Source organism: Mesorhizobium sp. M1050 (assembly GCF_040318715.1).
Lineage (GTDB): Bacteria > Pseudomonadota > Alphaproteobacteria > Rhizobiales > Rhizobiaceae > Mesorhizobium.
Genome location: NZ_JAMYMV010000001.1, coordinates 77,279 through 103,434, shown reverse-complemented (window position 1 = coordinate 103,434; position 26,156 = coordinate 77,279). Strand labels below are relative to the sequence as shown.

Here is a 26,156-nt window from a genome sequence, read left to right as displayed (position 1 = left end):
GCTTAGAAATGCCGTGTAAAAGCCTGATTTTTCATTCAGACGCCAAAACAGAACGAGGGGAATCATGGCGTTGGACTGGGACAAGCTACGCGTGTTTCACGCTGCGGCGGAGGCGGGGTCGTTTACCCATGCGGCCGAGACATTGCATCTGTCGCAATCGGCGATCTCGCGGCAGGTCAGCGCGCTCGAGCATGATGTCGGCGTGCCGCTGTTCAACCGCCACGCCCGCGGGCTGGTGCTGACCGAGCAGGGCGAGATGCTGTTCCGCACGGCGCATGACGTGCTGATGAAGCTGGAAACCATCAAGTCACGGCTGACCGAGACCAAGGACCGCCCTTCCGGCGTGCTCAGGGTGACGACGACGGTCGGTCTCGGCGCCGGCTGGCTGACTGAACGGGTGCAGGAGTTCATCGAGCTCTATCCCGAAATCAGCCTGCAGCTGATCCTCGCCAACGAGGAACTCGACCTCACCATGCGCCAGGCCGATTGCGCCATCAGGCTGCGCCAGCCGCAGCAACCGGACCTGATCCAGCGCCGGCTGTTCACCGTGCACTTCCACCTCTACGCGGCGCCTTCCTATGTCGCCAAGTACGGCAAGCCGGCTTCGGTCGCCGAGCTGAAGGCTCATCGCATCGTCACCTTCGGCGTGCCGGTGCCTTCGCATCTGTCGGAGCTGAACTGGCTGGAAACGGTCGGCGATTTCGAAGGCGGACAAAGGGTGCCGACGCTGCAGATCAACGACATATTGTCGATCAAGCGCGCGGTGCAAGGCGGTGCCGGCATTGCGATGCTGCCCGACTACGTGATCAGCAAGGACTCCGACCTGGTGCAGTTGCTGCCGGAAACCGAAGTGCCATCCTTCGACACCTATTTCGCCTATCCGGACGCGATGAAGAACCAGGCCAAGCTGCACGTCTTTCGCGATTTCATCATTGCCAAGGCGCGCAGCTGGTCCTTCTGAGGGGCATATCGATATTCAGGTGATGAGGGCCTGCGAACGAGGGCTTCCTGCGCTTCCGGTACTCACGGATCCAATGTCCGCTCCGTTCCGGTTCTCGGAATCTCACGCTCTCGGCTCGGCCTGACCTGAATCTCAACATACCCCATGTGGCTCTGCTTGACCTAATCTAGCCCCGCCAAGGCGTCAGGCGAGTCAGCCAGCCAGGCACATTGCGACGGTAGGTCTCGTATTCGGCGCCGTAGCGGCGGGCCAATGTCGGCTCCTCGTAGAGCCGCACGAAGGAGCCCATGGCGATCGCGCCGATGACGGCATAGGCGACCAGCGTCCAGCTCGAGAACAGCAGCGCCTGGCCGAGGATGATCGAAAGCACGGCGACATACATCGGGTTGCGGACATGGCGGTAGATGCCGCCGATCACCAGTCTCTCGGTCGGCGCGACCGGAGCGGCGTGCCCAGCCCTTCGAGCGCAAAGCGGCCGAAGGCATGCAGCAACGCAGCGACCGCAGCGACGATCAAGAGCCCGCCAGCAGGGACAAAGCCCGGCAGGTTCGACCACGGCAAGCCCCAGCGGTCGGTCAACAGCCAAGGCACCAGCCCGGCAATCACGCCCGGGGCTGCAATGAAGAAGGCCGCACTGCCGGCGATCGCCGAAAACGTCCGCATGGCAGCTTTCCTCCCGATTGCCTTAGAAATGAACGCCTGCTGCCCGCTTCCACGTCACTGCGCAGTTTTGGCATCTCGAGCCGAGAACCAGCGACGATTGGCGAATCTGTAGTGGAAATTGCCCAGTGCAGCGCTCCATTTTGACGATTTTTCTGGTCCTATTGGCTCTTGGAATGGGGTAGACCACAGCCTGCGTCTTTTTGCATGCGAGTGTTGCAAAATAGATGCTTGTTTCTTGGGCATGATGAGCACATATATAGATCATCTCCTGGGCGCGTTCTCCTCCCATTAGCGCCCTCGAGTGTTCCCCTCTGGAGGTTAGCCTTAACAGGCACTTCCAATCAAACTCAGCCGGATCTTCATTGATCCGGCTTTTTTGTTGCCTGTGCCCTGCTGGGTCGGCCAAAAAATCCATCACAATTGCCGCGTAACAGTGACATGTAACCTCTGGTAACATATCGCGGACGTCCGCGGCCTGCTACGCCGACCATAGGACGCGGTGTGGTTCGGACGGGAGATGGGGGCATCACTCGTTCGGCCCGGGCTCAGGCGGCTACCGCGTCCGAACCGTTTCATCCGCCGAAGTTCGGCGATACACAATGCGGCGGACCTGCCGTTTTACCTCCCAAGGAAACGGTCCGCAAACAAAACGACGCCCGGTCCCCGCTGGGCGTCGTTTCTTTTTTGCCCCTCGAACCGAGGCGTTTGACGATGCTGCAGGTCAGGCAGCCTTGCCGTTGGTGTTCATTGCCTCGTCAGCTAGGCGACCCGTGAGTTCGGCCATGTGGTCGAAGACGGCACGGTAGCTGGCGACGCCCGAGGTGGCAGAGCGCAGTTCGATGATCAGGTCGCCGATCTCGGCCTGCGGCATGGTGGCCTCGACGACATCCCAACCCGGCCAGCCGGGCCTCGCATCGTAACCAAGGATCTGGCCGCGCCGCTGCGGGATGAGCGCAATGATCTTCGAGGTGGCATCGGACGGCGTGACGATCTCAACCTTCATCACCGGTTCCAGCAGCACCGGCGAGCAGGCGGCCATGCCTTCCTTCATTGCCAGCCTGGCCGCCATCTGGAAGGCCATGTCGGAGGAATCCACCGCGTGGTACGAGCCGTCCGACAGGTTGACGGCGACATCGACGACGGGAAAGCCGAGCGGCCCGGACTTCAGATAGTCGCGCACACCGGTTTCGACCGACTGGATGTAGGTCTTCGGCACGACGCCGCCGGTAATGGTGTCGGTGAACTGGAAGCCGGAGCCGCGCGGCAGCGGCTTGATCTCGATCACCACGTCGCCGAACTGGCCATGACCGCCGGACTGTTTCTTGTGACGGCCGCGCTGCTGCGCCGGCTTGCGGATCGTCTCGCGATAGGGCACCGCAGGCGCATGGCCTTCGACCGGTATCTGGTTCTTGCCTTCCAGCCGCTCGCGCACCACGCGCAGATGCATCTCGCCATGGCCGGATAGCACGGTCTCGGCCGAGTCCTGGTTGTGGCGCAGGCTAAGCGAGGGATCTTCCTCGGCCAGCCGCTGGATGGCGGCCGACATCTTCACTTCGTCCTTGCGTTCCTTGGGGCGCAGCGCGAAGGCGAAGACCGGCTGCGGCGGCTCGAGCTCGATGAGCGGCTTGATGCCGCCCTTGACCGAGCTCAGCGTCTGGCCGGTCTTGACCTCGTCCAGTTTGCCGAGCGCCACCGTGTCGCCGGCCTTGGCGATGGTGAGCTTGGATTGATCCTTGCCAAGCATCCGGTAGATGCCGGAGACCTTGGCCGTATCGCCGCCGGGCAGCCAGAGTTCGGAGCCATCGACGACCTGGCCGGAGAGGATGCGCGACACCGACAGTTTGCCGCCATGCGGCGTGTGGATGGTCTTGATCACCTGGACCAGGGTGGCCGCGCCATCCGGTGCGCCGAGCCGCTTGCGTGTCGCGTCGATGTCGGGTGCGTCGTGGCGGATCGCCTTCAGGAGGCGCAGCACGCCGTTGCCTTTCTCGGCGGTGCCGATCAGCACCGGCGTCACCGCGCCATCGCGCAGATCGGCGGCAAGATCATCAAAGATGGCGTCCTTGGGCGGCTCGATCTCTTCGAGCAGCTGTTCCATCAACTGGTCATCGTGGTCGGCCAGCGTCTCCAGCATGGAGAAGCGTGCCTCGAGCTCGCGCGCCTTTTCGTCGCCCGGAATTTGAGCCACTTCGCTCTCGGCATATTCGCGATAGATGTAGGCACGCTCCAGCGCCAGGTCGATCGAACCGATGACGACGCCGTCCTTGCGCAACGGAATCTGGCGCAGCAGCAACGGCACCGAGCTTGCCGGCTGCAGCATCTTCAGCGTGTCGCGCACACCGGTGATTGCCTTGTCGACCTTGTTGAGAAACAGGATGCGCGGCACGCCGAGATCGTCGAGCTTGCGCATGATCAGCTGCAGGGCGGGGATCTTCTTTTCGTCGGCCTCGGCAACGACCACGGCAAGGTCGCAGGCTGCCAGCACCGGCTCGGCCTCGAAGGAGAATTCGATGGAGCCGGGACAATCGACGAAGGTGATCTGCTCGCCCATGAATTCGGTGGTGGCGATCGTCGCCTCGACGCTCATGGCATGAGCCCGTGCCTCGGGCGAATAATCTGAAACGGTATTGCCTGATGAAACGGGATTTTGTCGGGGAATTGAGCCGGTACGGGCCAAAATGGCTTCGAGAAGTGTCGTCTTACCGCTTGCGAAGGGACCGACTATGGCAATGCATTTCGGTCCCGTGCGTCGTCCTCCGGCGCGAGTACCCATGACTGACCTCCACTCAGGCGTTTCCCGTAGGACCGACTGGCATGCATGGTTCAGGCGTGGTCAATCGGTCCTGAGCGGCGGCCGGCCTGTTCGACCGTCGCGGGCGGTTCTTTTCGTTTCGCTACCTGCCCAAAGCCATCGTCCCACTTGTTTGCCGGCAGGGCAAGAAAAATAGAAATCCGGCACTCGGCCGCGGACACGCGCTGCTCGGACGCTGGGCGTCTGGCGGTCGAACGCTGTTGCACGTTGTTCCAGATCGGCCGAAACTGGGATAGGCGACCCGTCGCCCTCCGTTTCAAGGAACCATCGACCATGAAGATCATTGCCTGCGGTAGCGTGCCGACCATCATAGCGCCAGACAAGTATTTCACCGGCCGGGTGTTGCAGACGCCGATCATCGAGAAAGAGCCGCCGGCGCGGCTGCGGGCCACGCTGGTCAGCTTCGAGCCGGGCGCGCGCACGCACTGGCACACGCATCCGCTTGGTCAGACACTCTATGTTACCGTGGGCGCCGGTCTCGCGCAGACATGGGGCGAACCGGTCCAGGAGATCAGGGCGGGCGACGTCATCTCGTTCGCCCCCGGTGAAAAGCATTGGCATGGCGCGTCGTCGACATCGGAGATGACGCATATCGCCATGCAGGAAGCCCTTGACGGCGTCCATGCCGATTGGCTGGAGGCGGTGACCTCGGAGCAATATGGCGGCTGAGAGCCGAGCCCGGCGGGCTCCAACGCCGCGACGCTGACGGCGGCGATTGCAGCGTTCCCCACCATCGCTGCTGGTCGCCGTCCGAGGCGCGCTCGGCCAAAGAGGCGAAGCAGGGCTGACGGCCCGATCAGAAACCCGGCGGTGAAGCCGGGTTTACTGTTTAAGTGCCGGCCTAGTCAGGTCAGTGATGCCGTGAAACGCTGGATGCGCGTGCAGGCTTCTTCCAGCAGTGTCTCCGAGGTGGCGTAGGAGATGCGGAAGTTGGGGCCAAGTCCGAAAGCCGAGCCGAACACTACGGCGACACCCTCGGCCTCGAGCAGTTCCGAGCAGAAGGTCTCGTCGGTGTCGATCAGCTTGCCGGCTTTTGTCTTCTTGCCGATCAGCTGGGCGCAGGACGGATAGACATAGAAGGCACCCTCCGGAGACGGACAGGTGATGCCGCGCGCCTGGTTGAGCATCGAGACGACGAGATCGCGCCTGCCTTGAAATATCGCCTTGTTCCTGGCGATGAAGTCCTGGGGGCCGTTGAGCGCCTCGACGGAGGCCCATTGCGCGATGGTGCAGGCACCTGATGTCTGCTGGCCCTGGATCATATCCATCGCCTTGATCAACTGGACGGGACCGGCCGCATAGCCGATGCGCCAGCCGGTCATGGCATAGGCTTTCGACACGCCATTCATGGTCAGCGTGCGGTCGTAGAGTTTCGGCTCGACCTCGGCGATGGTCTTGAAGACAAAATCGCCATAGGTCAGGTGCTCGTACATGTCGTCGGTCAGCGTCCAGACATGCGGGTGCTTCAACAGCACGTCGGCGAGCGCGCGCAGTTCAGCCTCGGTGTAGGCGGCGCCCGACGGGTTCGACGGCGAGTTCATCAGCAGCCACTTTGTGCGCGGCGTGATCGCCTTTTCCAGCACAGAAGCGGTCAGCTTGAAGCCGTTGTCGATCGAGGTGTCGGCAAACACCGAGGTGCCGCCGCAGATCGCCACCATCTCGGGATAGCTGACCCAGTAGGGACGCGGAATGATGACCTCGTCGCCCGGATTCAGGGTCGCCATGAAGGCGTTGAACAGGATCTGCTTGCCGCCGGTGCCGACGATGGTCTGCTCGGGCTTGTAGTCGAGATTGTTCTCGCGCTTGAATTTCTTCGAGATCGCCTCGCGCAGCGGCACGATGCCCGAAACCGGCGGATACTTGGTCTCGCCCCGGCGGATCGCCTCGATCGCCGCATTCTTGATGTTGTCAGGCGTATCGAAATCCGGCTCGCCGGCGCCGAGGCCGATAATGTCACGGCCGGCATTTTTCAGCTCGCGCGCTTTCTGCGTCACCGCGATGGTGGCCGAAGGCTTTACGCGGGAAAGGGTGTCGGCAAGAAAAGCCATGACCTTGAACGTCTCCATGGAAGATCGGTGCGACCAGGAGCGGCCGCGGCGCTTCTCATGTCGCATGATTTCGCGCAGTGCAAGCATTGTCGGCTGATCCAGCCGTCAATGACCCGTGATCGGGACCGGTGATCGGCAACAATAAATTCATTAACGAGCGGTAGAGGCTTGAGTGACAGGATCGCAGACCAATTCCGCCGGTTCGCGGAGCGAGGAACAGTGTCGCGCAGCATCGGGCTTGCCCACATCATCCGTCAGGACGACGGCACCTCCACCGGTGTCTGGGGCATCTACACGCTGCAGAGCGCCTTCCAGCCGATCTTCGCCTTCAACGAAGGCAAACTGTCGGTGGTCGCGTTCGAAGGGCTGATCCGGCCGTTCCGCGACGGCGAGCCGCAATCGCCGATGAATTTCTTCTCGACCTGCCCAGCCGCCGACCGTTTGCATATCGAGGCGCTGACGAGGACGCTGCATCTTCTGAACGCCGGCGCCTGCCTGCCACAAGAGGCGTCGATTTTCATCAATTTCGACCCGTCGGTGTTCACCGAACGCCCCGTTGCCGACGCCGCCTTGCGCGAAATGCGGCTGGTGCTGCATGAGGCCGGCATCGATCCACGCCGGGTCGTCTGCGAAGTGACCGAGCAGCGCTCGGCATCGCAGGCAACCCTGCACAGTTTCGTCGCGGCACTGAAAGCCAACGGCTTTCGCATCGCCGTCGACGATTATGGCGCCGACGATTCCGACATCAACCGCGTCAGGGAGTTGAAGCCGGATATCGTCAAGTTCGATGCCTATTGGATAACGCAGCTGATGGAATCCGGCGCCGGCTTCGCGCTTTTGACCACCATGGTGAGAAGCTTCGAGGCGCAAGGCATCCGGACGGTGTTCGAAGGTATCGAGGAGAGCTGGCAATTGGAGCTCGCCGAGAAATCGGGAGCATCGATGGTGCAGGGTTTCGTGCTGGCGCGGCCCGAACTGGCGCCGACCAGCTTTCGCGTCTTCGACAAGAACAGGCAGGCCCCCGCCGCCGCCGCCGCCGACGCGCCTGCTGCCGCCCCGGCACCGCATTCGGCGCGGCAGGTGAAGGCGTTCGGACGCAGGGTGGTGCCATGAGGCTTGAGAGGCGGCGCAATGTCGGCGATGCGATCTGGGTCGACGAAGTCGGCATCGTATATGGCGTCCATGGCGAGTTCCGGCTGCGCAGCGCCTATCAGCCGATTTTCGCGCCGCGTGGCCGGTTCCTTCACGCGGTCGCCGTCGAAGCCCTGATCGAGCCGCACCGCGGCGGGCGACCCGGTGCGCCACGGGTTTTCTTCGACAGTATTGCCGCCTCGGATCGCCTGTTTGTGGAGACCATGTGCCGGGCGCTGCACCTCAGGAATTTTTCCAATATCGGCGTCGACGGGCTCGACCTGTTCTTCAACTACAATCCGCTGATCAACGACCATCCCGGGCGGGCGCTGGCCGAGATCCGGCTGATGACCAGGCATCTCAACGAGTTCGGCCTCGCGCCAGCCATGCTGGTCTGCGAGATCACCGAACAGGCGGCCGATGACACGCTTCTTGCCCGGTTGGCGCGCGAAATGCGGCGCGACGGCATCCGCATCGCCATCGACGATTTCGGCACCGGGCACTCGACCGAAGAGCGGGTGAACCTGCTCAAGCCCGACATCGTCAAGATCGACGGCATCTGGTTCGCGGAGTTCTGCCGCCACGCAGCCGCCGAACGCTTTTTCCGCCCGCTGGTTTCCAGCCTGCATGACCGCGGCGCCAAGGTGCTGGTCGAAGGCATCGAGCAACCCACCCATCTTCGCGTCGCGCTCGAAGGCGGCGTCGATCTTCTGCAGGGTTTTTTTCTCGCCCGCCCGGCGCTTGCCGGCACGATATTTGATGAAGAGCCGCTGCATATCGATACGCTGCTCGGCAATGTCGGCAATGTCATCCCGTTGTTTGGCTAGGTCGCCGGTATCAGCGGCGCTGATCGTCGTACCAAAACAAATCATTGGTTGAGGGCGCCGCCGCTGCGATAATCGCGACAGCAGAGACAGCGCTCCGGGGAACAGCCATGATACTTTACGGCATGATCGACAGCGGCAATTGCTATAAGCCGCGCCTGCTGATGGCCAAGCTTGGCCTTGCTTTCACCAATGTCGAGGTGAGTTCGCACACCGGCGACACCCGGAAAGCAGACTTTGTCGCCAAGAACCCGAACGCCATGGTGCCGCTGCTCGAACTCGACGACGGCCGTCGCCTGGCCGAATCCAACGCTATCCTGCTTTACCTCGCCGAAGGAACGCGTTTTTTGCCGGTCGACAGATATGAGCGGGGACTCGCCTATCAATGGCTGTTTTTCGAGCAGTACAGCCACGAACCTTACATCGCCGTGCGCAAGGCGCTTCTGACTTTCCCTGAAAGAGCCGCGGATGCGACGCCGGAGCGGCTGGCGGTGACGCTGGAGCGCGGCAACAAGGCGCTCGGCGTGATGAACAGGCATTTGGAAGACAATGCCTTCTTCGCCGGCGGCGCGGTCAGCGTCGCTGATATCGCGCTCTATGCCTATACCCATACGGCGGAGCAGGGCGGCTTCCAGCTCGACGCCTATCCGGCGGTCGCCGCCTGGCTTGCCCGAGTGGAGGCGGATCCGGGGCATGTGCCGATCGAGTGGCTGGGGTAGTTTTTGTCCTTACGCCATCGCCATTGCTCCGATTGGGCGCAGAGATATGCGCGACGCCTGATCGGGCTTGCGGCCTTGGCCAGGAGTATTGGTTACTTCAGGAGATGATCGTAATCAGCATGGGTGCCGATCCAGAACCAGATCACGTCATCATTGATGCGGATGGCAACAGCTCGGTAATTGTCGTCAACTCGCGCCCACCAATATCGTCCAACTTGTTTGAAACGCAGTGATGGATGAAAGGGATCAGAACGCAGGCTTGCAAAACGTCTGTCAGCCTTTGCCCTGATGGACAATGGCAGTTTTTCATAAGCCTCCCAGAACGATGGGGAGGCGACGTGATTCACAGTGGCCGGGTCCAGCCAGCGCGATGGTCAGCCAGTGCCTGTTCGGCAAGCTTGTCCAATCGGCCCGAGTCGGCCTCGATCTGCCGATCCCACATGTCCGCCCGAAGCGCTTCGAACCAGGCGGCAAAGGCCTTCAGTTCCTCGGCGCTCAGTTCGGCGACGGATTTTTCGATTTGCTCAAGCTTGGTCATGGCTGAATAGTACCACAAATTGGGTCAAAAGTGTCACCAGAGGTGGGACTATAGCTCCTGGCCGTCGGCGTTAAACCCCAGGCAGCAAAAAGGCGGGAAAAATCCCGCCTTCCATGCTTGGTAGCCTGATCGGGAGCGTCCGGTCCGGGCTGGCAGCTATCTGCTGATCCAGCTTGTCGGGTCTTTCCGCTCCGGCGCGCTTCTCGCGCGACTATCAGTACATCCGTGACTTGCCGCGCGCCCCGGGCTCTCGCCCGGCGCGCGCTATCGCAAAATCAGGCTGCCTTGCTCAGAGATCCAGCGGACGACTTGCCAGTGCGGCGGTCCTGCTCGATCTCGAAGTTGATCTTCTGGCCTTCGACCAAGGTCGACAGTCCAGCACGCTCGACAGCGGAGATATGGACGAAAACGTCCGCGCCGCCTGCGTCAGGCTGAATGAAGCCGAAGCCCTTGGTGGCGTTGAACCACTTGACCGTTCCAGTTGCCATTTTTAATAGTCCTTCAACATTTGCTTTAGTTTGACCAGACCGAAGTCCAGCCGGTGTGCATCGAGATTTTGGAGATAGACGTCAGCAAACGCGAAGATCGCGAGGCCCGGATCGATCGGCCGAAATATCAATGGAAGGCATATAGGCTGGTTTCGCATAAAATACAAGACTGCGTGAGAAAGCCGTGATCGAGGGGCTGCCCAACGGCTGCCCCAATCTGCTGAAAACGTTGCGGCAGGTCACGCTGTCCTCGAGCGGCGGATCAGGGGAGAGGACCATGAAAACCATTCTGCTTGCCGCCTGCCTGACGCTGGTGGCGGCCGAGGCGCAGGCGATCTCGCGCTACGATCCGACGCATATGAGCTGCGGCAAGGTTCAGACGACGATAGCCCGGCAAGGCGCCGTCATCCTGCGCTACCAGTCGACGCGGGTGCCGGGATTGCCGCTCTACGACCGCTATGTGCAGAGCCAGCAATTCTGCACCATGGGCGAGGTGAGGACGCGCGCCTACGTGCCGAGCGCCGACACCAAGTCCTGTCCCGTCTATAACTGCAAGCGTCCGGACAACGACCGGCATTTCCGCAGGCGGTTCTTCCACAACAACTAGAACCGCGTCAGAACCCGAAGGAAACCTGCGCCGGTGGCGGCGGGCCGACCCGCACGCCTTCCATGGCCAGCATCTTCTCCTTGGTGACCGAACCGCCCGGCGCCGAGAAGCCGCCGATCTTGCCGCCGGCCGCTAGGATGCGGTGGCAAGGAATGACCAGCGGCACCGGATTGGCGCCGAGGGCGGCCCCGGTTTCGCGAGCCAGCCCGGCATGGCCAGCCGCCTTGGCCAACTCGCCATAGGTGGTGGTTTCGCCGAAGGAGAGTTTTCGCGCCGCGTCGTAGATGGCGAGGCGGAAATCGTCGACGCCGTCGAGATCGACCGGCACGCCGGAGAAATCGACGTCCTCGCCCGCCGCGTAGGCCCTGATCGAGGCGATCAGCTCGACCACCCATGGCGGCTGGGCGGTGGAGGCGGAAACGCCGCCATGGCGCAGCAAGCGCCGCTGCACCGCTTCGCGGCTGCGTTCGGGTAGACAGAGCCGGATCAGGCCCTTCTCACTCCAGGCAATGCCCATGAAACCGATCACTGTTTCTAACACTGCGTGGCCGGCCGTGATCGAAGAGGTCGTGTCCATGATGCGTTCCTTTCCGCAAAGTGGCGAAAACCGGGATTCGCCCCAGTACATATCCAGAACAATATGGCATCGGGGGCCAAGTCTCGCCACCCGAAAACCAGCCGGTGGCCCCGATTGCCGGTCATGAGTCGCTGGTGTAAGGGATTTCTTAACACCCCGACAAATCGGACCCGAGCTCGGCTTGCCAGCAAAATTCAACCTTATCGCGATCGGCGTGATCCTGGCCGCCGCCGGCATCAGCGGTTGCACGTCGACCTCGCAGATGAAGTCCGCGCCGGCTCTTACCGAAACCGCGACCGTCGCCGGCACTGACGCCGGCTTCACCGTGCCGCTGCCGGAAACGGTTTTTGTGCTGCCGGAATCCTCCGGTATCGCGCCCGTTCAGACGGCCGAGCTGCCGCTCGATCCCGCAGCGCAACCGGCGGCAGTGACCGCCGCCTTTGCCGGTTCGACGCCGGCGGCACCAGCCGTGCCTGCCGTGATGACCGCCAATGCCTGGCAGGCGCCTGCGCCGGCCAGTGCGGGCGAGCCGATCCGGGCTGCCGAGACCTATACGACCGCGGGGCTGGTGATGCCGGCGACCGCCAAGGGCGACCGGATGTCCGGCGTCCAGCAGGTCGCCTATATCGTGCCGCAGAACCCGGCCGCCCTGGTGCAGGGTCCGTTCGGGCCGACCGAAGAACGCTCGACGGGCGTGCGTGGCGATGTCGAACGGCTGATCGAGAAATATGCCGCCCTCTATCAGGTGCCGGTGGACCTGGTGCGCCACGTCGTCAACCGCGAGAGCACCTTCAACCCGAAAGCCTACAACAATGGCCATTGGGGGCTGATGCAGATCAAGCACGCGACGGCGCGCGGCATGGGCTATGACGGACCGGCCAAGGGCCTGTTCGACGCCGAGACCAATCTGAAATACGCGGTCAAATATCTGCGCGGCGCCTGGCTGGTGGCCGGCGGCAACGCCAAGAAGGCCGACTGGCTCTATCAGACCGGCTATTATTTCGACGCCAAGCGCAAGGGCCTGCTCGAGGCGACCGGCCTTGGTGTCGACCGTCAGCGACGCCGCCTGCAGCCCGACGCCTGAGCGCGATGCCTGAAACGCGTCCGCGGGTTTGAACGACATCCGGCTGCGCAAGATCCTCGACGAGACGTTGGTTCCGCCGCACGGCTGAAACCGTTCCAGCCGCGTGATTTGGGAACCCAAAGCGTCGCTCCGCATTCATTGCAGGGTGGGGTCTGACAAGCTGCCGGTGCGTGGGAGGATTTTCCGCCGCACGGCTGCGGAGGGACATCCACCATCATGAAGCTTTTTCACGCATTTCTGGCGCTCGGCACGGCCGCCATGCTGGTCGGCACGCCCGTGCAGGCCGTCGAGCTGTCGATCGTCTCGGGCGATACGGGCGACGGCATCAAGGTGCTGCGCGAGATCCTCGACCGTTACGAGAAGGACAGCGGCAACAAAGTCGGCATCGTCGTCATGCCGACGTCCGGGACCGACCAGTTCGGCCAATACCGGCTTTGGCTCGCCGCGGGAAACAGCGACATCGACGTCTATCAGACGGACGTGATCTGGGCGCCGCAGCTCGCCAGCCAGCTCGTCGATCTGACCGCCGCGACCAAGGATGTCGTCGGCGCCCATTTCCCGTCGATCATCCAGTCGCAGACGGTCAACGGCAAGCTCGTCGCGCTGCCGATCTTCACCGATGCGCCGGCGCTCTACTACCGCAAGGATCTCCTCGACAAGTACGGCGCCAAGGTGCCGGCGACCTGGAAGGAGCTGGCAGGCACCGCCAAGCTGGTCATGGACGGGGAGCGTGCGGCGGGCAATCGGGATATCTGGGGCTTCGTCTTCCAGGGCAACGCCTATGAGGGCCTGACCTGCAATGCGCTCGAATGGGTGATGTCGAGTGGCGGCGGCCAGATCATCGAGCCGGACGGCTCCATCTCCATCAACAACCCAAATGCGGCGGCGGTGCTCGATATGGCCAAGGGCTGGGTCGGGACCATCGCGCCGCCCGGCGTGCTTGCCTACCAGGAAGAGGAATCGCGCGGCGTGTGGCAGACAGGCAACGCGGTGTTCATGCGCAACTGGCCCTATGCCTACGCGCTCGGCAACGGCGGGGGCTCGCCGATCAAGGGCAAATTCGACGTGGCGCCGCTGCCGGCCGGCACGGGCGAAGGCGCCCGGCCGATCGCGACGCTGGGCGGCTGGAACCTCGCCGTCTCCAAATATTCGAAGCATCAGGATGCCGCGATCGAGCTGGTCAAGTTCATCGCCTCGCCCGCGATGCAGAAATACCGCACGCTGAAGACGTCCAACCTGCCGACCATCCAGGCGCTGTATGACGATGCTGACATCGCCCGGCAACAGCCGATCGTTCCGCGCTGGAAGCAGATCTTTCTCAACGCGATGCCGCGCCCCTCGGCCGCGACCAGGATCAAATACAACGAGGCGTCGAGCCAGTTCTGGAACGCCGTTCACAACACGCTCTCGGGCGACGGCACTGCCACCGACAATCTGGCCGACCTCGAAGCGATGCTGACCAAGCTGAAGGGCCGAGGCTGGTGACGCGACGATGCTGGGGCATCCGCCTGGCGGAGCCGCAACGAGCGAGTGCGAGATGATAAGAATGGAACCTGAAACAGCCAGGGCTGCGCACTCGTCGTTGACGGCTCAGCGCGTTCGCTCGGCCTGGCTTTTCCTGGCGCCAATGCTTCTGGTGCTCGCCGCGGCGGCCGGTTGGCCGCTCGTCCGCACGGTCTATTTCAGCTTCACCGACGCCTCGCTGGCCGACCTCGACGCGCGCCGATGGGTCGGCTTCGGCAATTATTTCTCGGTGTTCAGCATGCCGAGCGGGCGGGTCCTCTACGATGGTCTGCTCGTTGATCCGGTCTGGTGGCGTGCCGTCTGGAATACGGTGCGCTTCGCGGTGATCTCGGTTACCTGCGAGACGATCCTCGGCACGATCGTTGCGCTGGTTCTCAATGCCAAATTCCCAGGCCGCGGCATCGTCAGGGCGGCGATCCTGATCCCCTGGGCCATCCCGACGATCGTCTCGGCGAAGATGTGGCAGTGGATGCTCAATGACCAGTTCGGCATCATCAACGTCGTGTTGCTCAACCTCGGCCTGACCAGCGCCAAGATCGCCTGGACGGCCAACGCCGACACGGCGATGGCGGCGATCCTCATCGTCGATATCTGGAAAACGACACCATTCATGGCGTTGCTGATCCTGGCCGCGCTGCAGATGCTGCCGAGGGAGATCATCGAGGTGGCCAGACTCGACGGCGCCAACCCGTGGCAGATCTTCTGGTGGGTGACGTTGCCGCTGATCCGTCCGGCGGTGATGGTGGCGGTGATCTTCCGCGCGCTCGACGCGCTGCGCATCTTCGACTTGATCTATGTGCTGACGCCCAACAATGTGCACACCAAGTCGATGTCGGTGTTCGCCCGCGAGAACCTGTTCGAGTTCGACAAGTTCGCCTATGGCTCCGCCGCCTCGACCTTGCTCTTCCTGATCCTTGCTCTGCTCACCATCGTCACCATCCGGGTCGGCCGGATCAGCCTGGACGGAGGCCGCTGACATGTGGATCCTGAAGCGCACGGCGTTTTACCTGCTGGTCGGCGCAATCGTCTTCGTCGCGGTGTTCCCGTTCTACTACGCCATCGTCACCAGCCTGAAATCGGGCACCGATCTGTTCCGAGCCGATCTGTGGCCGACGACGGTCAGTCTTGCCAACTACCGGAATGTGCTGACCGAGGGCAGCTTCGTGCGCAATCTCATTAATTCGCTGTTCGTCTCGGGCGCGGTCGTTGCGCTGTCGCTGTTGCTCGGCGTCACATCAGCCTATGCGCTGGCACGCATCCGCTTTCCCGGCCGCTCGGCCCTGCTGTTCACCATCCTGTCGGTCTCGATGTTCCCGCAGGTGGCGCTGCTGGCCGGGCTGTTCGAACTGGTCCGCATGTTCGGCCTCTACAATTCGCTGTTCGCGCTGATCTTCTCCTACATGATCTTCACCTTGCCCTTCACCGTCTGGGTGCTCACCACCTTCGTTCGCGACCTGCCTGTCGAGATCGAGGAGGCGGCGATCCTCGACGGCGCGACGCCGTGGATCATCGTCACGCAAGTCTTCCTGCCGCTGATGTGGCCGGCGCTGGCGACCACCGGGCTGCTGGCCTTCATCGGTGCGTGGAACGAATTCCTCTTTGCCCTGACATTCACCTCCAACAACGCGCAGCGGACCGTGCCGGTGGCGATCGCGCTGCTCTCCGGCAACTCGCAGTTCGAGATCCCATGGGGCAACATCATGGCAGCTTCGGTGATCGTCACGGTGCCGCTGGTGGTGCTGGTCCTGATCTTCCAGCGCAAGATCGTCTCCGGTCTCACCGCCGGTGGCGTCAAGGGGTGAGGCCGCTGTCATCCTGCGGCGCGTCTTGCCGAGCTGCCGCGAGAACCGGGCAAGTAAAGGAGCTGTCCACCAACGCGGCAGGCCGCATCTTGCCTGCACTCGGCCGGTTGCTAAGCTTCGCCGGCGTGGGGCGTTGCTGAACCGGAGGAAACATGATGCGGTTTCTGCTCTCCAGCCTTGCCACCCTGATACTTGCCGTTCCGCTCTATGCCGGCACCGCGCGGGCCGCCGACGACTGCGCCAACGCCCAGGACCAGGCGACCATGAACGCGTGCGCCGGCAAGGCATTCGACGCGGCCGACAAGAAGCTCAACGACGCCTACAGGCAGATCGAGGGCAGGCTGAAGGACAATGCGGCGTCGAAGAAGCTGCTGGTCAATGCGCAGCGCGCCTGGGTCGCTTTCCGCGACGCCGAATGCAATTTCCAGGGCGGTCCGCCTGCCGATGCGGGCAGCATGTATCCGATGGTCGTTGCCTCCTGCCAGGCATCCCTCACCAACAACAGGCTGAAGGACCTGCAAGGCTACCTCAATTGCAAGGATGCCGACACCGACTGCCCGGTGCCGGCAGCGCGGTAGCGTCCGTCCAACCTTTTCGGGAAGGCTCCGCCGCCGCGCTCACGCAAATGTCGGAACCGGCCGCCGCGAAACGTCCTTGGGTCGCAGAGGCAACCGTGCCGGGACGCCGGCGCGACGACCCAAGGAGACTGTCATGATCACCTTTCCCAACGAATCCGCCAGATACCGCACCGCGCGTGAAAAACTGCTGCGAAAGGAAATCGAGCTGCGCCGCGCCATGGAGACCGTGGCCGAGGCCCGGCGGGCGCTGCCGCCGGGCGGACTGATCCGCCAGGACTATGAGTTCGACGGGCTGGACGCCGAAGGCAGGCCCGCGAAGATGAAACTTTCGGAGCTGTTCGCGCCGGGCAAGGACAGCCTGATCCTCTACAACATGATGTTTCCGCGCCATCCGCAGGAAAAGCGCGACGTGGCAACCAGCGGCGGCACGGCGAAGCTTGCCCGCCCGGACCAGCCATGTCCGTCCTGCACGGCGCTGCTCGACCAGTTCGACGGCGCGGTCGGGCATCTCGAGGCGGCCGGCTTCAATTTCGCGGTGGTCGCAAAGACCGCGCTCGACAACCTGATCACGCTCGGCCGCGACAGGGGCTGGCGCAACATGCGGCTGGTGTCCTCGGCCAACAACAGCTTCAAGCGCGACTACAATGCCGAGGATGCCGACGGTGCGCAGATCCCGCTGCTGTCGGTGTTCCATCGCGACGCGGATGGCATCCGCCATTTCTGGTCTTCCGAGCTGGGCTTCGCGGCACCGGAGCCCGGCAAGGACCCACGCGCCATCGGCACCTGCGAGATCCTGTGGAACCTGATGGATTTCACGCCGGAAGGCCGGCCGAACTGGCACGAACAGCTGCAATATGGCGAGGCGTGCTGCCATTGAGGTGCCGTCGTTTGGCGAGAAAAGATGTTCGCGCAACCTCGTCGCTTTTACCGCGTTGGAATGTCCGAGGGATAGTTCAAACCCGGAGACATGCCATGAAGACCCTTCTTGTCCTTACCGCCGCGGCATTGCTGGGCGGCGCGCCCGCCTTTGCCCAGTCGACGCCGCTTGTCGCCACGACCAAGGTCGACACTTCGACCTTCATCAAAATGGTGCCAAGCGCCAATGAGTTCGAGATCCAGTCCAGCAAGCTCGCCGAGCAGCAGGCGACTGACGCCGATGTCAAGGCGTTCGCCAAGCAGATGATCGCCGATCACACCAAGGCCGGCGAGGATTTCAAGACGGCTCTCAGCCTGGGCCAGACAACCTCGGCCACGGCGCCTTCCGGTCCGGCACTGCAGCCCAAGGAGCAGAAGATGCTCGATGAGCTGAAGGGCGCCAGCGGCGGTCAGTTCCAGGCGAAATACATCGAGATGCAGACCAACGCCCACAAGGAAGCCGTCGCGCTGTTCAGCGCCTATGCAAAGTCGGGCGACGAGCCGGCGATGAAGGAATTCGCCAAGAAGACGCTGCCGACGCTGAAGATGCACGAAAGGCACGTGAAGGAGCTGGCGGTCGCGCACCAGGGTTGAAGGCGTTCAAGTCCGCGCTCTACGGCGGAGCCGTAGAGTGCTGCGGTGGATGCCAGCCCGTTTGGCAAAACCAAGCACCCCAAGCTGGCCCTGGCGGCACCGGTCTTTCGCCCGATGTGATTTGACCTTGCCGTGCCGTGTCCTACTCTCGATTGCCTGCTGAATGAACCGAGGAGACCAGCGATGCAGTCACCTTTCAACGCAATTCGCGGCGTCGCGCTGACGGCGGCCGTGATCCTCGTCGCCGGCACCGCGGCCTATGCCCATCACGGCTGGTCGTGGACGCAGGACGGATTTTTCGAACTCAGGGGCAAGATCACGGCCATCTATATCGGCAATCCGCATGCCACGCTGGATGTCGACGCCGAGGGACAGGCCTGGCGGGTGGAGTTGGCGCCGGCATCCCGCACGATCGCCGCCGGCTTCACGGAGGACGTTGCCAAGGTCGGCGACGAGGTGACCGCGATCGGCAACCGCTCGCTCGAGGCGACCGAAAAGCGCATGAAGGCGGTGCGCATCATCGTCAATGGCGAGACATACGATGTCCATCCCGAGCGTGTGCCACCGGCGTAGATGTCGGAGTTCCTCGCCGGTATCGAGCAACTTGCCTTCGCGCGTTGGCTGAAGGCGTCCTTCGTTGCCTACCCCGTGGTCAATGCGCTCCACATCATGTCGATCGGCGCGCTGCTGACCAGCGTCGTTCTCATGGACCTCAGGATCTGCGGCGCCTTCCGCTCGCTGCCGTATGCGGCGTTCGTCGCGCTGCTGCGCCGCATTGCATTGGCGGCGTTCGCGGGCGCGCTTGTCACAGGCTTGCTGCTGTTTTCAGTAAGGGCGAGCACCTATGCGGCGATGCCGATCTTCCTCGCCAAGATGACACTCATCCTTGTTGCCGGCGTCAACCTGCTCGCCTTCCTACGCTTTTGCCGCGCAACAGGCAGCGACGAACCGGCAGGTGGGACCACCCTGGCCGTGCTCTCGATTCTGCTGTGGACTTCCGTGCTTTTCGCCGGACGGTTCATCGGTTTTCTCTAAGCAAACCGAGCGTCGGCGCTGGTGTTCGCCGGGTGGCAGGATAATCTCTCCATCAACCACAGGGTTGTCACCTATAGTTTTTTTGCGAAGAGGACCCCCACCCCTAACCCCTCCCCACAAGGGGGAGGGTGACAAGGCTGCGCAGACCCGAACTCAATGCCGAACCGTCGGCAATTTGCGGGTGTCGGCGCAGGCGGCATTCCCCTCCCCCTTGTGGGGAGGGGTTGGGGGTGGGGGTCCTCTTCATGAGAACTAAAGCGGCAGCCTGCTGCAAACCCAGGGAGGATTGCCATGAAGAAGGAAATCATCGAAGTGCCGGTGCTGTCGGCGGCGGTGCGCACGCTGGGCGTGCCGCTGTCGCTGGTGACCAGGGCCGCAGGGCTGGTCTTCGTGTCCGGCACCCCGCCGCTCGACATCGCGACCGGCAGGCTGGTCAAGGGCGACATCGAAACGCAGACCGAAGCGTCGCTGAAGGCGCTGAAATACTGCCTGGAAGCGGCCGGCACTTCGCTGGACAATGTGGTGATGGTGCGCATCTACGCCGTCAATTCCGGCTTCTACAACGCCATCAACCGGGTCTATGCCAGGCATTTTCCCGAAAACCCGCCATCGCGGACCTTCGTGCCGGTGGCGTCATGGCCGATGGAGTTCGATATCGAGATTGAGTGCGTGGCGGTGGCTTGAGGGAAAGGCAATTGACATCGACTAGGCGCAAAAAACCACGATCGATGCAGATTCAAGTCAAACGATTGGTTAAGTGAGACGGCAACCAACCAACTACGATCAAGCTGTCTTCCGGCTCCCAAAGGAAATAAACCCTAAGGCAATACCTTTCATCTCTGGATTTCCCTTTTTCAATGTGTCCGTGCAAGAATATTTTCTTCCCTCTCCAACTTATGAAATATTCTTCGCCGAACTCTCTGGCTCTTTCTTCGCTTATTGATCCACTCATATCGAGATGCTTATTTGAAATTATCCCGTCAAATTCTTCCTTGCGCATTTCGCCAAGGCAAACTTTTCTATATTCGTTAGCCAGAAGGGACAGGGTCTCGCAAACGACTCCGACGTCTTCGTAGGCTGCATTTTTCAATGCCTTCTTTGCCCTAGGATGCAGTACCAACTTGCCCGAAAAGTTCTCCTCGACCCAAGGCGAAACGTCGTCGTAAGTTGTAGGGCGAGTGCCGGTCTCAACCTGTTCGCCGGCCATAGACAAGCGATGTTCTAATACTTCAGCGCGATTACGCATCGAATAAAGCTGCGCTCGATAGTTGTCTCTCTCGGACTCGACTTCTTTCCTAAGTTCTTCCTCCTGAATTGCCATTGACATAGCTGATTCAGATTGCGACTCCGCAGCCTTTCTCGCTTCTATCTCAGCTGTCAGTAGGTCGTCGTTTGAAGATCTATGGCGATCCAAAGCAGTCAATCTAGCCTTTGATGCAGCTAATCGTATGTCCACGAAGCTCGGTACTACCTTAGCTAAGCCGTCTCGCTCGATTGACATCCTAAAGCAATCGCGCTGTATCGCCTCCTCAAATTTCCTTCTTATGATTATGGGGACTTTGTCTATTTGCCTCCTAAGTATGAGAGGATGGCGCGTGAGCTGATCTTCTTCAGAGAAATTTGGTCTGTATAGCCTGACGGCACGATCGAAAACGGAAAGCTCTTTGCCAATCAGCGAAGATAGGTGAAAAGACGCAGAGGGGGTAATTGCCGCGACGTGTGCGGCGCCACTTAATTTGTACGCCAATCCGGTATAATTAACCAGAGAGTCGAAATTGTCATCGCAGGAAACCACGACTATATTTCTCCACCTCTTTCCATTATTTATCAATTTATAAAGGAATTCGGAATCAGAATTGCTCTGTATCGTAATTGGTTTCTGGGATAGTTTATATCCATAGTCACTACAAGAGAAGTTATTTACAAGAGACCTAAGTATCCTTGGAACGCTGTTGTTGAAGTCGAAGTCATAGTTTCTGGAAAAACAATTTAGCCTGAATCCAACAAGTATTTCTCCATTAAATTTTCCAACGCTTATTTCGACGCTCCAGGAACGACCTGGTGTTTGATCGTCTGGCTCGGAAAATCGTATAGCCCAAATACTGCCAGAATCGATTTTCAGGGTTTCGATAGATAGAGCCCCATCAAGGCTTTCATACTGATCTGCAGATATAATATCTGTAGGGAGGTGCCCTAATTTCTGCGTAATGTACGAAATTACGGAGCCTTTGATCGCTAAAAGGCGCTCTTCTTGATTTGCATCAATTGAGATACTTCCGCTAGAAGCCATTACCAAACGCGACCGCGTTGGTTGAATATTGGTTAGCATTTAAAGACCGCCCGACTCGTCCCAAAGCGCAAGAATATCTGAATTATTTGGGATGCGTAGCGCATAAAATTGAGCGGACGGCGCTGGCCCTCATCTGCCTGCCGGCATCTTCTCCCCGTTTAATGGGGAGAAGAAAGCTAATCGCTCACGCAAAATACTCCTGCAGCGGCCTGACCTCCAGGCTCCCCGCCTTCAGCGCCGCAATCGCCTCCGCCACCGCGGCCGCGCCCGACAGCGTCGTATAATACGGCACCTTCTGCATCAGCGTGGCGCGGCGGAGCGACTTGGAGTCCGACACCGCCTTCTGGCCATCAGTCGTGTTGAAGACGATCTGAACCTGGCGGTTGCGGATGGCGTCTTCGATGTGGGGGCGGCCTTCCAGCACCTTGTTTATTTTCTCGGCGACGACGCCGTTTTCGGCGAGGAAGCGGGCGGTGCCGGAGGTCGCCATGACCTTGAAGCCGAGGCCGGCGAGGCGCTTGACTGCCGGCAGGATGCCTTTCTTGTCCTCGTCGCGCACCGAGACGAACAGCGTGCCTGAGCGTGGCAGGTCGACACCCGCGCCGAGCTGGCTCTTGGCGAAGGCCAACGCAAAATCGCGGTCGAGGCCCATGACTTCGCCGGTCGAGCGCATTTCCGGCCCGAGCAAAATGTCGACGCCGGGGAAGCGGGCGAAGGGGAACACCGCTTCCTTGACCGCGATGTGACCGGGGTTCCTGGGGTCGGGCATGGCGCCGTAATGGGCGAAGGCGTCTTCCAGTTTCTCGCCGGCCATGATGCGGGCCGCGATTTTCGCGATGGGCCGGCCGATGGTCTTGGCAACGAAGGGCACAGTTCGCGACGCGCGCGGGTTGACCTCCAGCACATAGACCGTGCCGTCCTTGATCGCGTACTGCACGTTCATCAACCCGCCGACATTGAGCGCGCGGGCAAGGGCCGCCGTCTGGCGCTCCAGTTCGTCGACCAGCTCCGAAGGCAGCGAGTGCACCGGCAGCGAGCAGGCACTGTCGCCCGAATGGATGCCGGCTTCCTCGATGTGTTCCAATATGCCGGAGACGAAGGTGTCCTTGCCGTCGCACAGGCAGTCGACATCGACCTCGATGGCACCCGAGAGATAGGTATCGAACAGCAGCGGGTTCTTGCCCAGCAGCGTGTTGATCTGGCCGGTCTTGTCGTTGGGGTATTTCTGCTTGATGTCTTCCGGCACCAGGCCGGGCACGGTGTCGAGCAAATAGGTTTGCAGCATGCCTTCGCTGTGGATGATCTGCATGGCGCGGCCGCCAAGCACATAGGAGGGGCGCACCACCAAGGGGAAGCCGAGCTCGCCGGCGACGAGGCGGGCCTGCTCGACCGAATAGGCGATGCCGTTCTTCGGCTGGCTGAGGCCGAGCTTGTGCAGCAGCTTCTGGAAGCGGTCGCGGTCTTCGGCGAGATCGATCATGTCGGGCGAGGTACCGAGGATCGGGATGCCGGCCTTCTCCAGCGCATCCGCCAGCTTCAGCGGCGTCTGGCCGCCGAACTGAACGATGACGCCGACCAGCTCGCCCGACGCCTGTTCGGCGCGCAGGATCTCCAGCACGTCCTCCGCCGTCAGCGGCTCGAAATAGAGCCGGTCGGAGGTGTCGTAGTCGGTCGACACGGTCTCGGGGTTGCAGTTGATCATGATCGCTTCATAGCCGGCGTCACGCAGCGCGAAGGCCGCGTGGCAGCAGCAATAGTCGAACTCGATGCCCTGGCCGATGCGGTTGGGTCCGCCGCCGAGGATCACGACTTTCTTGCGCGACGAGACCTGCGCCTCGTTGGCGAGCGCGCCGGCAAACGGCACTTCATAGGTCGAGTACATGTAGGCGGTGGGCGAGGCGAATTCGGCGGCGCAGGTGTCGATGCGCTTGTAGACCGGATGGACGTCGAGCTTTTCACGCGCCTTCTCGATCACCTCGATGTCGGTTCTGGTCAGCGAGGCGAGGCGGGCGTCCGAGAAACCCATCGCTTTCAGCATGCGCAGGTTGACGGCATCCTGCGGGATGCCGTGCTCGCGGATGCGGGCTTCCGTGTCGAGGATGCCGGCGATCTGCCCGAGGAACCACGGGTCGATCTTGCACATGGCGTGCACGTCTTCCAGCGAGGTGCCCATGCGGATCGCCTGCGCCACCATGCGCAGCCGGTCGGGCGTCGGCGTGCCGAGTGCGGCGCGGATGGCGTTGTGGTCGTCGGCATGGTTGGCGGTCGCCGCACCGTAGCCGAGGCCGGGGATCTCGATCTCGTCGAGGCCGGTGAGGCCGGTTTCGAGGCCACGCAGAGCTTTCTGCAGCGATTCCTGGAAGGTGCGGCCGATGGCCATGACCTCGCCGACCGACTTCATCGCGGTGGTCAGCACCGGCTCGGCGCCGGGGAACTTTTCAAACGCAAAGCGCGGGATTTTCGTCACGACATAGTCGATGCTGGGTTCGAACGAGGCTGGCGTCGCGCCGCCGGTGATGTCGTTCTCCAGCTCGTCCAGCGTGTAGCCGACGGCGAGCTTGGCGGCGATCTTGGCGATCGGGAAACCGGTTGCCTTCGAAGCCAAGGCGGAGCTGCGCGAGACGCGCGGGTTCATCTCGATGACGACGAGCCTTCCGTCCGCAGGATTGACGGCGAACTGGACGTTGGAGCCGCCGGTCTCGACGCCGATCTCGCGCAGCACCGCGATCGAGGCGTTGCGCATCATCTGGTATTCCTTGTCGGTCAGCGTCAGCGCCGGGGCGACGGTGATCGAATCGCCCGTATGCACGCCCATCGGGTCGATGTTCTCGATCGAGCAGACGATGATGCAATTGTCCGCCTTGTCGCGGACGACCTCCATCTCATACTCCTTCCAGCCGAGCACGCTTTCCTCGATCAGCACTTCGGTGGTCGGCGAGGCGTCGAGGCCGGACTGGACGATCTCGTAGAATTCGGCGCGGTTGTAGGCGATGCCGCCGCCGGTGCCGCCCATGGTGAAGGATGGGCGGATGATGGCGGGCAGGCCGACATGGTCGAGCGCCTGGGCTGCAATCGCCATGCCATGGCTGATGTAGCGCTGCTTGCGGTCGCCTTCGCCGAGGTTCCAGCGGGTTTCCAGCGCATCGAGCGCGGCGTCGAGATCGGCCGGCTTCTCGGCTTTCAGCGCGGCGCGCTCGGCCTCGTGCGTCTTGCGGTCGGTGTTCTTGACGTCGGTGGCGTTGGCCAGCATCGACTTCGGCGTTTCCAGGCCGATCTTCTTCATCGCCTCGCGAAACAACGCGCGGTCCTCGGCCTTGTCGATGGCCGTGGCGTCGGCGCCGATCATCTCGACATTGTAGCGCTCCAGCACACCCATGCGGCGCAGCGACAGAGCGGTGTTGAGCGCGGTCTGGCCGCCCATGGTCGGCAGCAGCGCGTCCGGCCGCTCCTTGGCGATGATCTTGGCCACCACTTCAGGCGTGATTGGCTCGATATAGGTGGCGTCGGCCAATTCCGGGTCGGTCATGATGGTGGCCGGGTTGGAATTGACCAGGATGACGCGGAAGCCTTCTTCCTTCAGCGCCTTGCAGGCCTGGGTGCCGGAATAGTCGAACTCGCAGGCCTGGCCGATGACGATGGGGCCGGCCCCGATGATCAGGATCGACTTGATGTCGGTGCGTCTTGGCATGTCATAGGTCCGTTCGGCGGGCGGCTTGCACAAAAAACCGGGACGGGAAGACCCGGCCGGTTGTGCTCGCGATTCTGGTATCAGGCTAGGAGGGCCTTATAGGGAAGAGTTTTGACTGATGTAACCCCGAAAATGCGAGTGAGCAGGGAGTAGGGATTGGGGAGTAGGCAGTACGGGACGTTCAAGCGCCTAATGCCTATACCCTACTGCCCAATCCCTGATCCCTAATCCCCTAGCGCCAACTGATCCGTGATCTCGAAGCGTTCCGACACCCCGACGCGGATCATGTTGAGGCTGCCTTCGCGGGTGAAGCGGAAGTCACCGGGCGCGTCGGAGCTGGCCGGCTTGCCAGCGACGAAGGAGATGATGCGCGTGCCGCCATCGGGCCAGGTGACCGTGATGTCGGCCTTGTCGGCGGTGCGCACGGCGCTGACCGTGCAGCGCTGCATCGGCTGGCCGACATAGCGGGCGCAGGGGATCTCGTTGGCGGCAGCAGCCGGCGGCTGTGCCGCGGCGTCCTGGACATCTCCTGCCGGCGAGGTTTCGGCCGCCGCCATTGCCAGGCCATAGGCATCCTGCATCGCGGCGCGGCCGATTTCGGTGGCGGTTTTCGGCATGCTTTCAGTTGCCGGGCCGGTGCCGCCAAGCCGCGCCGCCAGGTCGGGCGGCGGCTGGGCCGCAGCCTCAGCGGCGGCTCCGGCGTCCGGCTTGCCCGCCGCGTCGCCAGTGGAGGCAACCACTGGCGCATCCGCCGGTTTTGTCTCGCCTTCGACATAGGGGGCCGGATTGAGGGGGACGAGGTAGCGCGCCGGCGCCCAGCCGCTGGCCTTCGCATCGTCGGTTTCAACCTTGCACCACTGATGGCCGTCAATGTCGTTGCAACCGAGATTTTTCACACGTGCGCCACTGGCCAGGCGTGTCTCGGTCTTGCCGACCGGCGATGGCTTGGTGCGGAGATTGAGCAGATCGTCCGGCGCCAGGCCTGTGACGATGGAAAAGACGAGATCCGGCGCTTCTTCGGCCATGGTGGGGCCGAGGACAGGCCATGACGCCATCAGCAGCGGAGCGGCAATCAGCGCATGCAGGGTTGTTCGGAGCGTAACTGTGCGCCTCATCGTTTGGCCGTGCGCTGATATCATACCGCGACGGGTCGAGCCCGCCGCGCACCCGGCCGGTTTTATAAGGGACGAGGCGCCGCCATGTAAGCCCGAAAATTCGATCGCGTTCTGGCGTGCCGGCAGAGGTCCAGCCCGACCAGTCCAGCCTGGTGGCATGAAC

At 62.1% G+C, this 26,156-nt stretch carries 25 protein-coding genes and 1 pseudogene; 16 read left to right on the top strand and 10 right to left on the bottom strand.

The window, feature by feature from the left end:
* Nucleotides 1-64: 64 nt before the first annotated feature.
* Nucleotides 65-961 (top strand): LysR family transcriptional regulator, encoded by an 897-nt coding sequence (locus NKH57_RS00515; protein WP_023761285.1) that lies wholly within the window; start codon nucleotides 65-67, stop codon nucleotides 959-961.
* A 166-nt stretch (nucleotides 962-1,127) separates the two neighbouring features.
* Here the strand turns inward: NKH57_RS00515 and NKH57_RS00510 are convergent.
* Nucleotides 1,128-1,624: pseudogene (locus tag NKH57_RS00510) on the bottom strand (methyltransferase family protein).
* Nucleotides 1,625-2,345: 721 nt separating this feature from the next.
* A complete protein-coding gene (locus NKH57_RS00505; protein WP_031260751.1) occupies nucleotides 2,346-4,397 on the bottom strand; it encodes an elongation factor G in 2,052 nt (683 codons plus the stop codon).
* 312 nt (nucleotides 4,398-4,709) lie between these two features.
* Between NKH57_RS00505 and NKH57_RS00500 the strand changes: the two genes are divergently transcribed.
* Nucleotides 4,710-5,105, top strand: a complete 396-nt coding sequence (locus NKH57_RS00500) for a (R)-mandelonitrile lyase (RefSeq protein ID WP_352730090.1) — start codon at nucleotides 4,710-4,712, stop codon at nucleotides 5,103-5,105.
* 176 nt (nucleotides 5,106-5,281) lie between these two features.
* On the opposite strand, the gene NKH57_RS00495 is transcribed toward NKH57_RS00500, so the two are convergent.
* Nucleotides 5,282-6,484: a pyridoxal phosphate-dependent aminotransferase gene (locus NKH57_RS00495; RefSeq protein WP_352941027.1), complete on the bottom strand. Its 1,203-nt coding sequence runs from the start codon at nucleotides 6,482-6,484 to the stop codon at nucleotides 5,282-5,284.
* A 219-nt stretch (nucleotides 6,485-6,703) separates the two neighbouring features.
* Between NKH57_RS00495 and NKH57_RS00490 the strand changes: the two genes are divergently transcribed.
* The 3 genes from NKH57_RS00490 (at nucleotide 6,704) to NKH57_RS00480 (ending at nucleotide 9,158) form a co-directional block, all read left to right on the top strand.
* Nucleotides 6,704-7,597, top strand: a complete 894-nt coding sequence (locus tag NKH57_RS00490) for an EAL domain-containing protein (RefSeq protein ID WP_352940842.1) — start codon at nucleotides 6,704-6,706, stop codon at nucleotides 7,595-7,597.
* Nucleotides 7,594-8,442, top strand: a complete 849-nt coding sequence (locus NKH57_RS00485; protein ID WP_352940840.1) for an EAL domain-containing protein — start codon at nucleotides 7,594-7,596, stop codon at nucleotides 8,440-8,442. The genes NKH57_RS00490 and NKH57_RS00485 overlap by 4 nt, the downstream gene beginning before the upstream one ends.
* Nucleotides 8,443-8,549: 107 nt before the next feature.
* The gene (locus NKH57_RS00480; RefSeq protein ID WP_352940838.1) at nucleotides 8,550-9,158 is read left to right on the top strand and encodes a glutathione S-transferase family protein; all 609 of its coding nucleotides are present in this window, start codon (nucleotides 8,550-8,552) and stop codon (nucleotides 9,156-9,158) included.
* A gap of 92 nt (nucleotides 9,159-9,250) precedes the next feature.
* Here NKH57_RS00480 and NKH57_RS00475 read toward each other — a convergent pair whose 3' ends face one another.
* The 3 genes from NKH57_RS00475 to NKH57_RS00465 form a co-directional block, all read right to left on the bottom strand.
* On the bottom strand, nucleotides 9,251-9,505 hold the full coding sequence (locus NKH57_RS00475) for a type II toxin-antitoxin system RelE family toxin (RefSeq protein ID WP_352940836.1): 255 nt from the start codon (nucleotides 9,503-9,505) through the stop codon (nucleotides 9,251-9,253).
* Entirely contained in the window at nucleotides 9,502-9,696 is a 195-nt protein-coding gene (locus NKH57_RS00470; RefSeq protein WP_352940834.1) for a hypothetical protein, read from the bottom strand. Before NKH57_RS00470 ends, NKH57_RS00475 begins: the two co-directional genes overlap by 4 nt.
* Before the next feature lie 275 nt (nucleotides 9,697-9,971).
* The gene (locus NKH57_RS00465; protein ID WP_010910991.1) at nucleotides 9,972-10,184 is read right to left on the bottom strand and encodes a cold-shock protein; all 213 of its coding nucleotides are present in this window, start codon (nucleotides 10,182-10,184) and stop codon (nucleotides 9,972-9,974) included.
* A gap of 277 nt (nucleotides 10,185-10,461) precedes the next feature.
* Here NKH57_RS00465 and NKH57_RS00460 point away from each other — a divergent pair, with 277 nt between their 5' ends.
* Nucleotides 10,462-10,791 carry a hypothetical protein gene (locus NKH57_RS00460; RefSeq protein ID WP_352608493.1) on the top strand — a complete coding sequence of 110 codons (330 nt, stop codon included), beginning with the start codon at nucleotides 10,462-10,464 and terminating at the stop codon, nucleotides 10,789-10,791.
* Nucleotides 10,792-10,798: 7 nt separating this feature from the next.
* Here the strand turns inward: NKH57_RS00460 and NKH57_RS00455 are convergent, their stop codons facing one another.
* Nucleotides 10,799-11,368 (bottom strand): methylated-DNA--[protein]-cysteine S-methyltransferase, encoded by a 570-nt coding sequence (locus NKH57_RS00455; protein WP_352940832.1) that lies wholly within the window; start codon nucleotides 11,366-11,368, stop codon nucleotides 10,799-10,801.
* 181 nt (nucleotides 11,369-11,549) lie between these two features.
* Between NKH57_RS00455 and NKH57_RS00450 the strand changes: the two genes are divergently transcribed.
* From NKH57_RS00450 to NKH57_RS00405, 10 genes are all read left to right on the top strand, one after another.
* The gene (locus tag NKH57_RS00450; RefSeq protein ID WP_352940830.1) at nucleotides 11,550-12,452 is read left to right on the top strand and encodes a transglycosylase SLT domain-containing protein; all 903 of its coding nucleotides are present in this window, start codon (nucleotides 11,550-11,552) and stop codon (nucleotides 12,450-12,452) included.
* Nucleotides 12,453-12,668: 216 nt separating this feature from the next.
* Nucleotides 12,669-13,937, top strand: a complete 1,269-nt coding sequence (locus NKH57_RS00445) for an ABC transporter substrate-binding protein (protein ID WP_502907253.1) — start codon at nucleotides 12,669-12,671, stop codon at nucleotides 13,935-13,937.
* 52 nt (nucleotides 13,938-13,989) lie between these two features.
* Complete coding sequence (locus NKH57_RS00440) at nucleotides 13,990-14,952, top strand: carbohydrate ABC transporter permease (RefSeq protein WP_352940828.1); 963 nt, start codon at nucleotides 13,990-13,992, stop codon at nucleotides 14,950-14,952.
* Nucleotide 14,953: 1 nt separating this feature from the next.
* On the top strand, nucleotides 14,954-15,778 hold the full coding sequence (locus NKH57_RS00435) for a carbohydrate ABC transporter permease (protein ID WP_352940826.1): 825 nt from the start codon (nucleotides 14,954-14,956) through the stop codon (nucleotides 15,776-15,778).
* Nucleotides 15,779-15,930: 152 nt separating this feature from the next.
* Nucleotides 15,931-16,356: a lysozyme inhibitor LprI family protein gene (locus NKH57_RS00430; RefSeq protein WP_352940824.1), complete on the top strand. Its 426-nt coding sequence runs from the start codon at nucleotides 15,931-15,933 to the stop codon at nucleotides 16,354-16,356.
* 133 nt (nucleotides 16,357-16,489) lie between these two features.
* Entirely contained in the window at nucleotides 16,490-17,233 is a 744-nt protein-coding gene (locus NKH57_RS00425; RefSeq protein ID WP_352940822.1) for a DUF899 family protein, read from the top strand.
* Between the two features lie 95 nt (nucleotides 17,234-17,328).
* Nucleotides 17,329-17,865, top strand: a complete 537-nt coding sequence (locus tag NKH57_RS00420; protein ID WP_352608484.1) for a DUF4142 domain-containing protein — start codon at nucleotides 17,329-17,331, stop codon at nucleotides 17,863-17,865.
* Between the two features lie 183 nt (nucleotides 17,866-18,048).
* Nucleotides 18,049-18,438: a DUF6152 family protein gene (locus NKH57_RS00415; protein ID WP_352940820.1), complete on the top strand. Its 390-nt coding sequence runs from the start codon at nucleotides 18,049-18,051 to the stop codon at nucleotides 18,436-18,438.
* Nucleotides 18,439-18,900: a DUF6644 family protein gene (locus NKH57_RS00410; RefSeq protein ID WP_352940818.1), complete on the top strand. Its 462-nt coding sequence runs from the start codon at nucleotides 18,439-18,441 to the stop codon at nucleotides 18,898-18,900. It abuts the gene before it with no gap.
* Nucleotides 18,901-19,191: 291 nt separating this feature from the next.
* On the top strand, nucleotides 19,192-19,584 hold the full coding sequence (locus NKH57_RS00405; protein WP_352940816.1) for a RidA family protein: 393 nt from the start codon (nucleotides 19,192-19,194) through the stop codon (nucleotides 19,582-19,584).
* A 52-nt stretch (nucleotides 19,585-19,636) separates the two neighbouring features.
* On the opposite strand, the gene NKH57_RS00400 is transcribed toward NKH57_RS00405, so the two are convergent.
* The 3 genes from NKH57_RS00400 to NKH57_RS00390 all read right to left on the bottom strand — a co-directional run bounded on the left by NKH57_RS00400 (nucleotide 19,637) and on the right by NKH57_RS00390 (nucleotide 25,993).
* The gene (locus NKH57_RS00400) at nucleotides 19,637-21,190 is read right to left on the bottom strand and encodes a hypothetical protein (RefSeq protein WP_352940814.1); all 1,554 of its coding nucleotides are present in this window, start codon (nucleotides 21,188-21,190) and stop codon (nucleotides 19,637-19,639) included.
* 184 nt (nucleotides 21,191-21,374) lie between these two features.
* Nucleotides 21,375-24,878: a carbamoyl-phosphate synthase large subunit gene (gene carB, locus NKH57_RS00395; protein WP_352940812.1), complete on the bottom strand. Its 3,504-nt coding sequence runs from the start codon at nucleotides 24,876-24,878 to the stop codon at nucleotides 21,375-21,377.
* A 224-nt stretch (nucleotides 24,879-25,102) separates the two neighbouring features.
* Entirely contained in the window at nucleotides 25,103-25,993 is an 891-nt protein-coding gene (locus tag NKH57_RS00390) for an SH3 domain-containing protein (protein WP_352940810.1), read from the bottom strand.
* Nucleotides 25,994-26,156 lie beyond the last annotated feature (163 nt).

Excerpts from the sequence above, each read along its gene's own strand:
- NKH57_RS00515 (WP_023761285.1), top strand. The coding sequence starts at position 65 with ATGGCGTTGGACTGGGACAAGCTACGCGTGTTTCACGCTGCGGCGGAG.
- NKH57_RS00505 (WP_031260751.1), bottom strand. The coding sequence starts at position 4,397 with ATGGGTACTCGCGCCGGAGGACGACGCACGGGACCGAAATGCATTGCC.
- NKH57_RS00500 (WP_352730090.1), top strand. The coding sequence starts at position 4,710 with ATGAAGATCATTGCCTGCGGTAGCGTGCCGACCATCATAGCGCCAGAC.
- NKH57_RS00495 (WP_352941027.1), bottom strand. The coding sequence starts at position 6,484 with ATGGCTTTTCTTGCCGACACCCTTTCCCGCGTAAAGCCTTCGGCCACC.
- NKH57_RS00485 (WP_352940840.1), top strand. The coding sequence starts at position 7,594 with ATGAGGCTTGAGAGGCGGCGCAATGTCGGCGATGCGATCTGGGTCGAC.
- NKH57_RS00480 (WP_352940838.1), top strand. The coding sequence starts at position 8,550 with ATGATACTTTACGGCATGATCGACAGCGGCAATTGCTATAAGCCGCGC.
- NKH57_RS00470 (WP_352940834.1), bottom strand. The coding sequence starts at position 9,696 with ATGACCAAGCTTGAGCAAATCGAAAAATCCGTCGCCGAACTGAGCGCC.
- NKH57_RS00465 (WP_010910991.1), bottom strand. The coding sequence starts at position 10,184 with ATGGCAACTGGAACGGTCAAGTGGTTCAACGCCACCAAGGGCTTCGGC.
- NKH57_RS00460 (WP_352608493.1), top strand. The coding sequence starts at position 10,462 with ATGAAAACCATTCTGCTTGCCGCCTGCCTGACGCTGGTGGCGGCCGAG.
- NKH57_RS00455 (WP_352940832.1), bottom strand. The coding sequence starts at position 11,368 with ATGGACACGACCTCTTCGATCACGGCCGGCCACGCAGTGTTAGAAACA.
- NKH57_RS00445 (WP_502907253.1), top strand. The coding sequence starts at position 12,669 with ATGAAGCTTTTTCACGCATTTCTGGCGCTCGGCACGGCCGCCATGCTG.
- NKH57_RS00440 (WP_352940828.1), top strand. The coding sequence starts at position 13,990 with ATGATAAGAATGGAACCTGAAACAGCCAGGGCTGCGCACTCGTCGTTG.
- NKH57_RS00435 (WP_352940826.1), top strand. The coding sequence starts at position 14,954 with ATGTGGATCCTGAAGCGCACGGCGTTTTACCTGCTGGTCGGCGCAATC.
- NKH57_RS00430 (WP_352940824.1), top strand. The coding sequence starts at position 15,931 with ATGATGCGGTTTCTGCTCTCCAGCCTTGCCACCCTGATACTTGCCGTT.
- NKH57_RS00425 (WP_352940822.1), top strand. The coding sequence starts at position 16,490 with ATGATCACCTTTCCCAACGAATCCGCCAGATACCGCACCGCGCGTGAA.
- NKH57_RS00420 (WP_352608484.1), top strand. The coding sequence starts at position 17,329 with ATGAAGACCCTTCTTGTCCTTACCGCCGCGGCATTGCTGGGCGGCGCG.
- NKH57_RS00415 (WP_352940820.1), top strand. The coding sequence starts at position 18,049 with ATGCAGTCACCTTTCAACGCAATTCGCGGCGTCGCGCTGACGGCGGCC.
- NKH57_RS00410 (WP_352940818.1), top strand. The coding sequence starts at position 18,439 with ATGTCGGAGTTCCTCGCCGGTATCGAGCAACTTGCCTTCGCGCGTTGG.
- NKH57_RS00405 (WP_352940816.1), top strand. The coding sequence starts at position 19,192 with ATGAAGAAGGAAATCATCGAAGTGCCGGTGCTGTCGGCGGCGGTGCGC.
- NKH57_RS00400 (WP_352940814.1), bottom strand. The coding sequence starts at position 21,190 with ATGGCTTCTAGCGGAAGTATCTCAATTGATGCAAATCAAGAAGAGCGC.
- carB (WP_352940812.1), bottom strand. The coding sequence starts at position 24,878 with ATGCCAAGACGCACCGACATCAAGTCGATCCTGATCATCGGGGCCGGC.
- NKH57_RS00390 (WP_352940810.1), bottom strand. The coding sequence starts at position 25,993 with ATGAGGCGCACAGTTACGCTCCGAACAACCCTGCATGCGCTGATTGCC.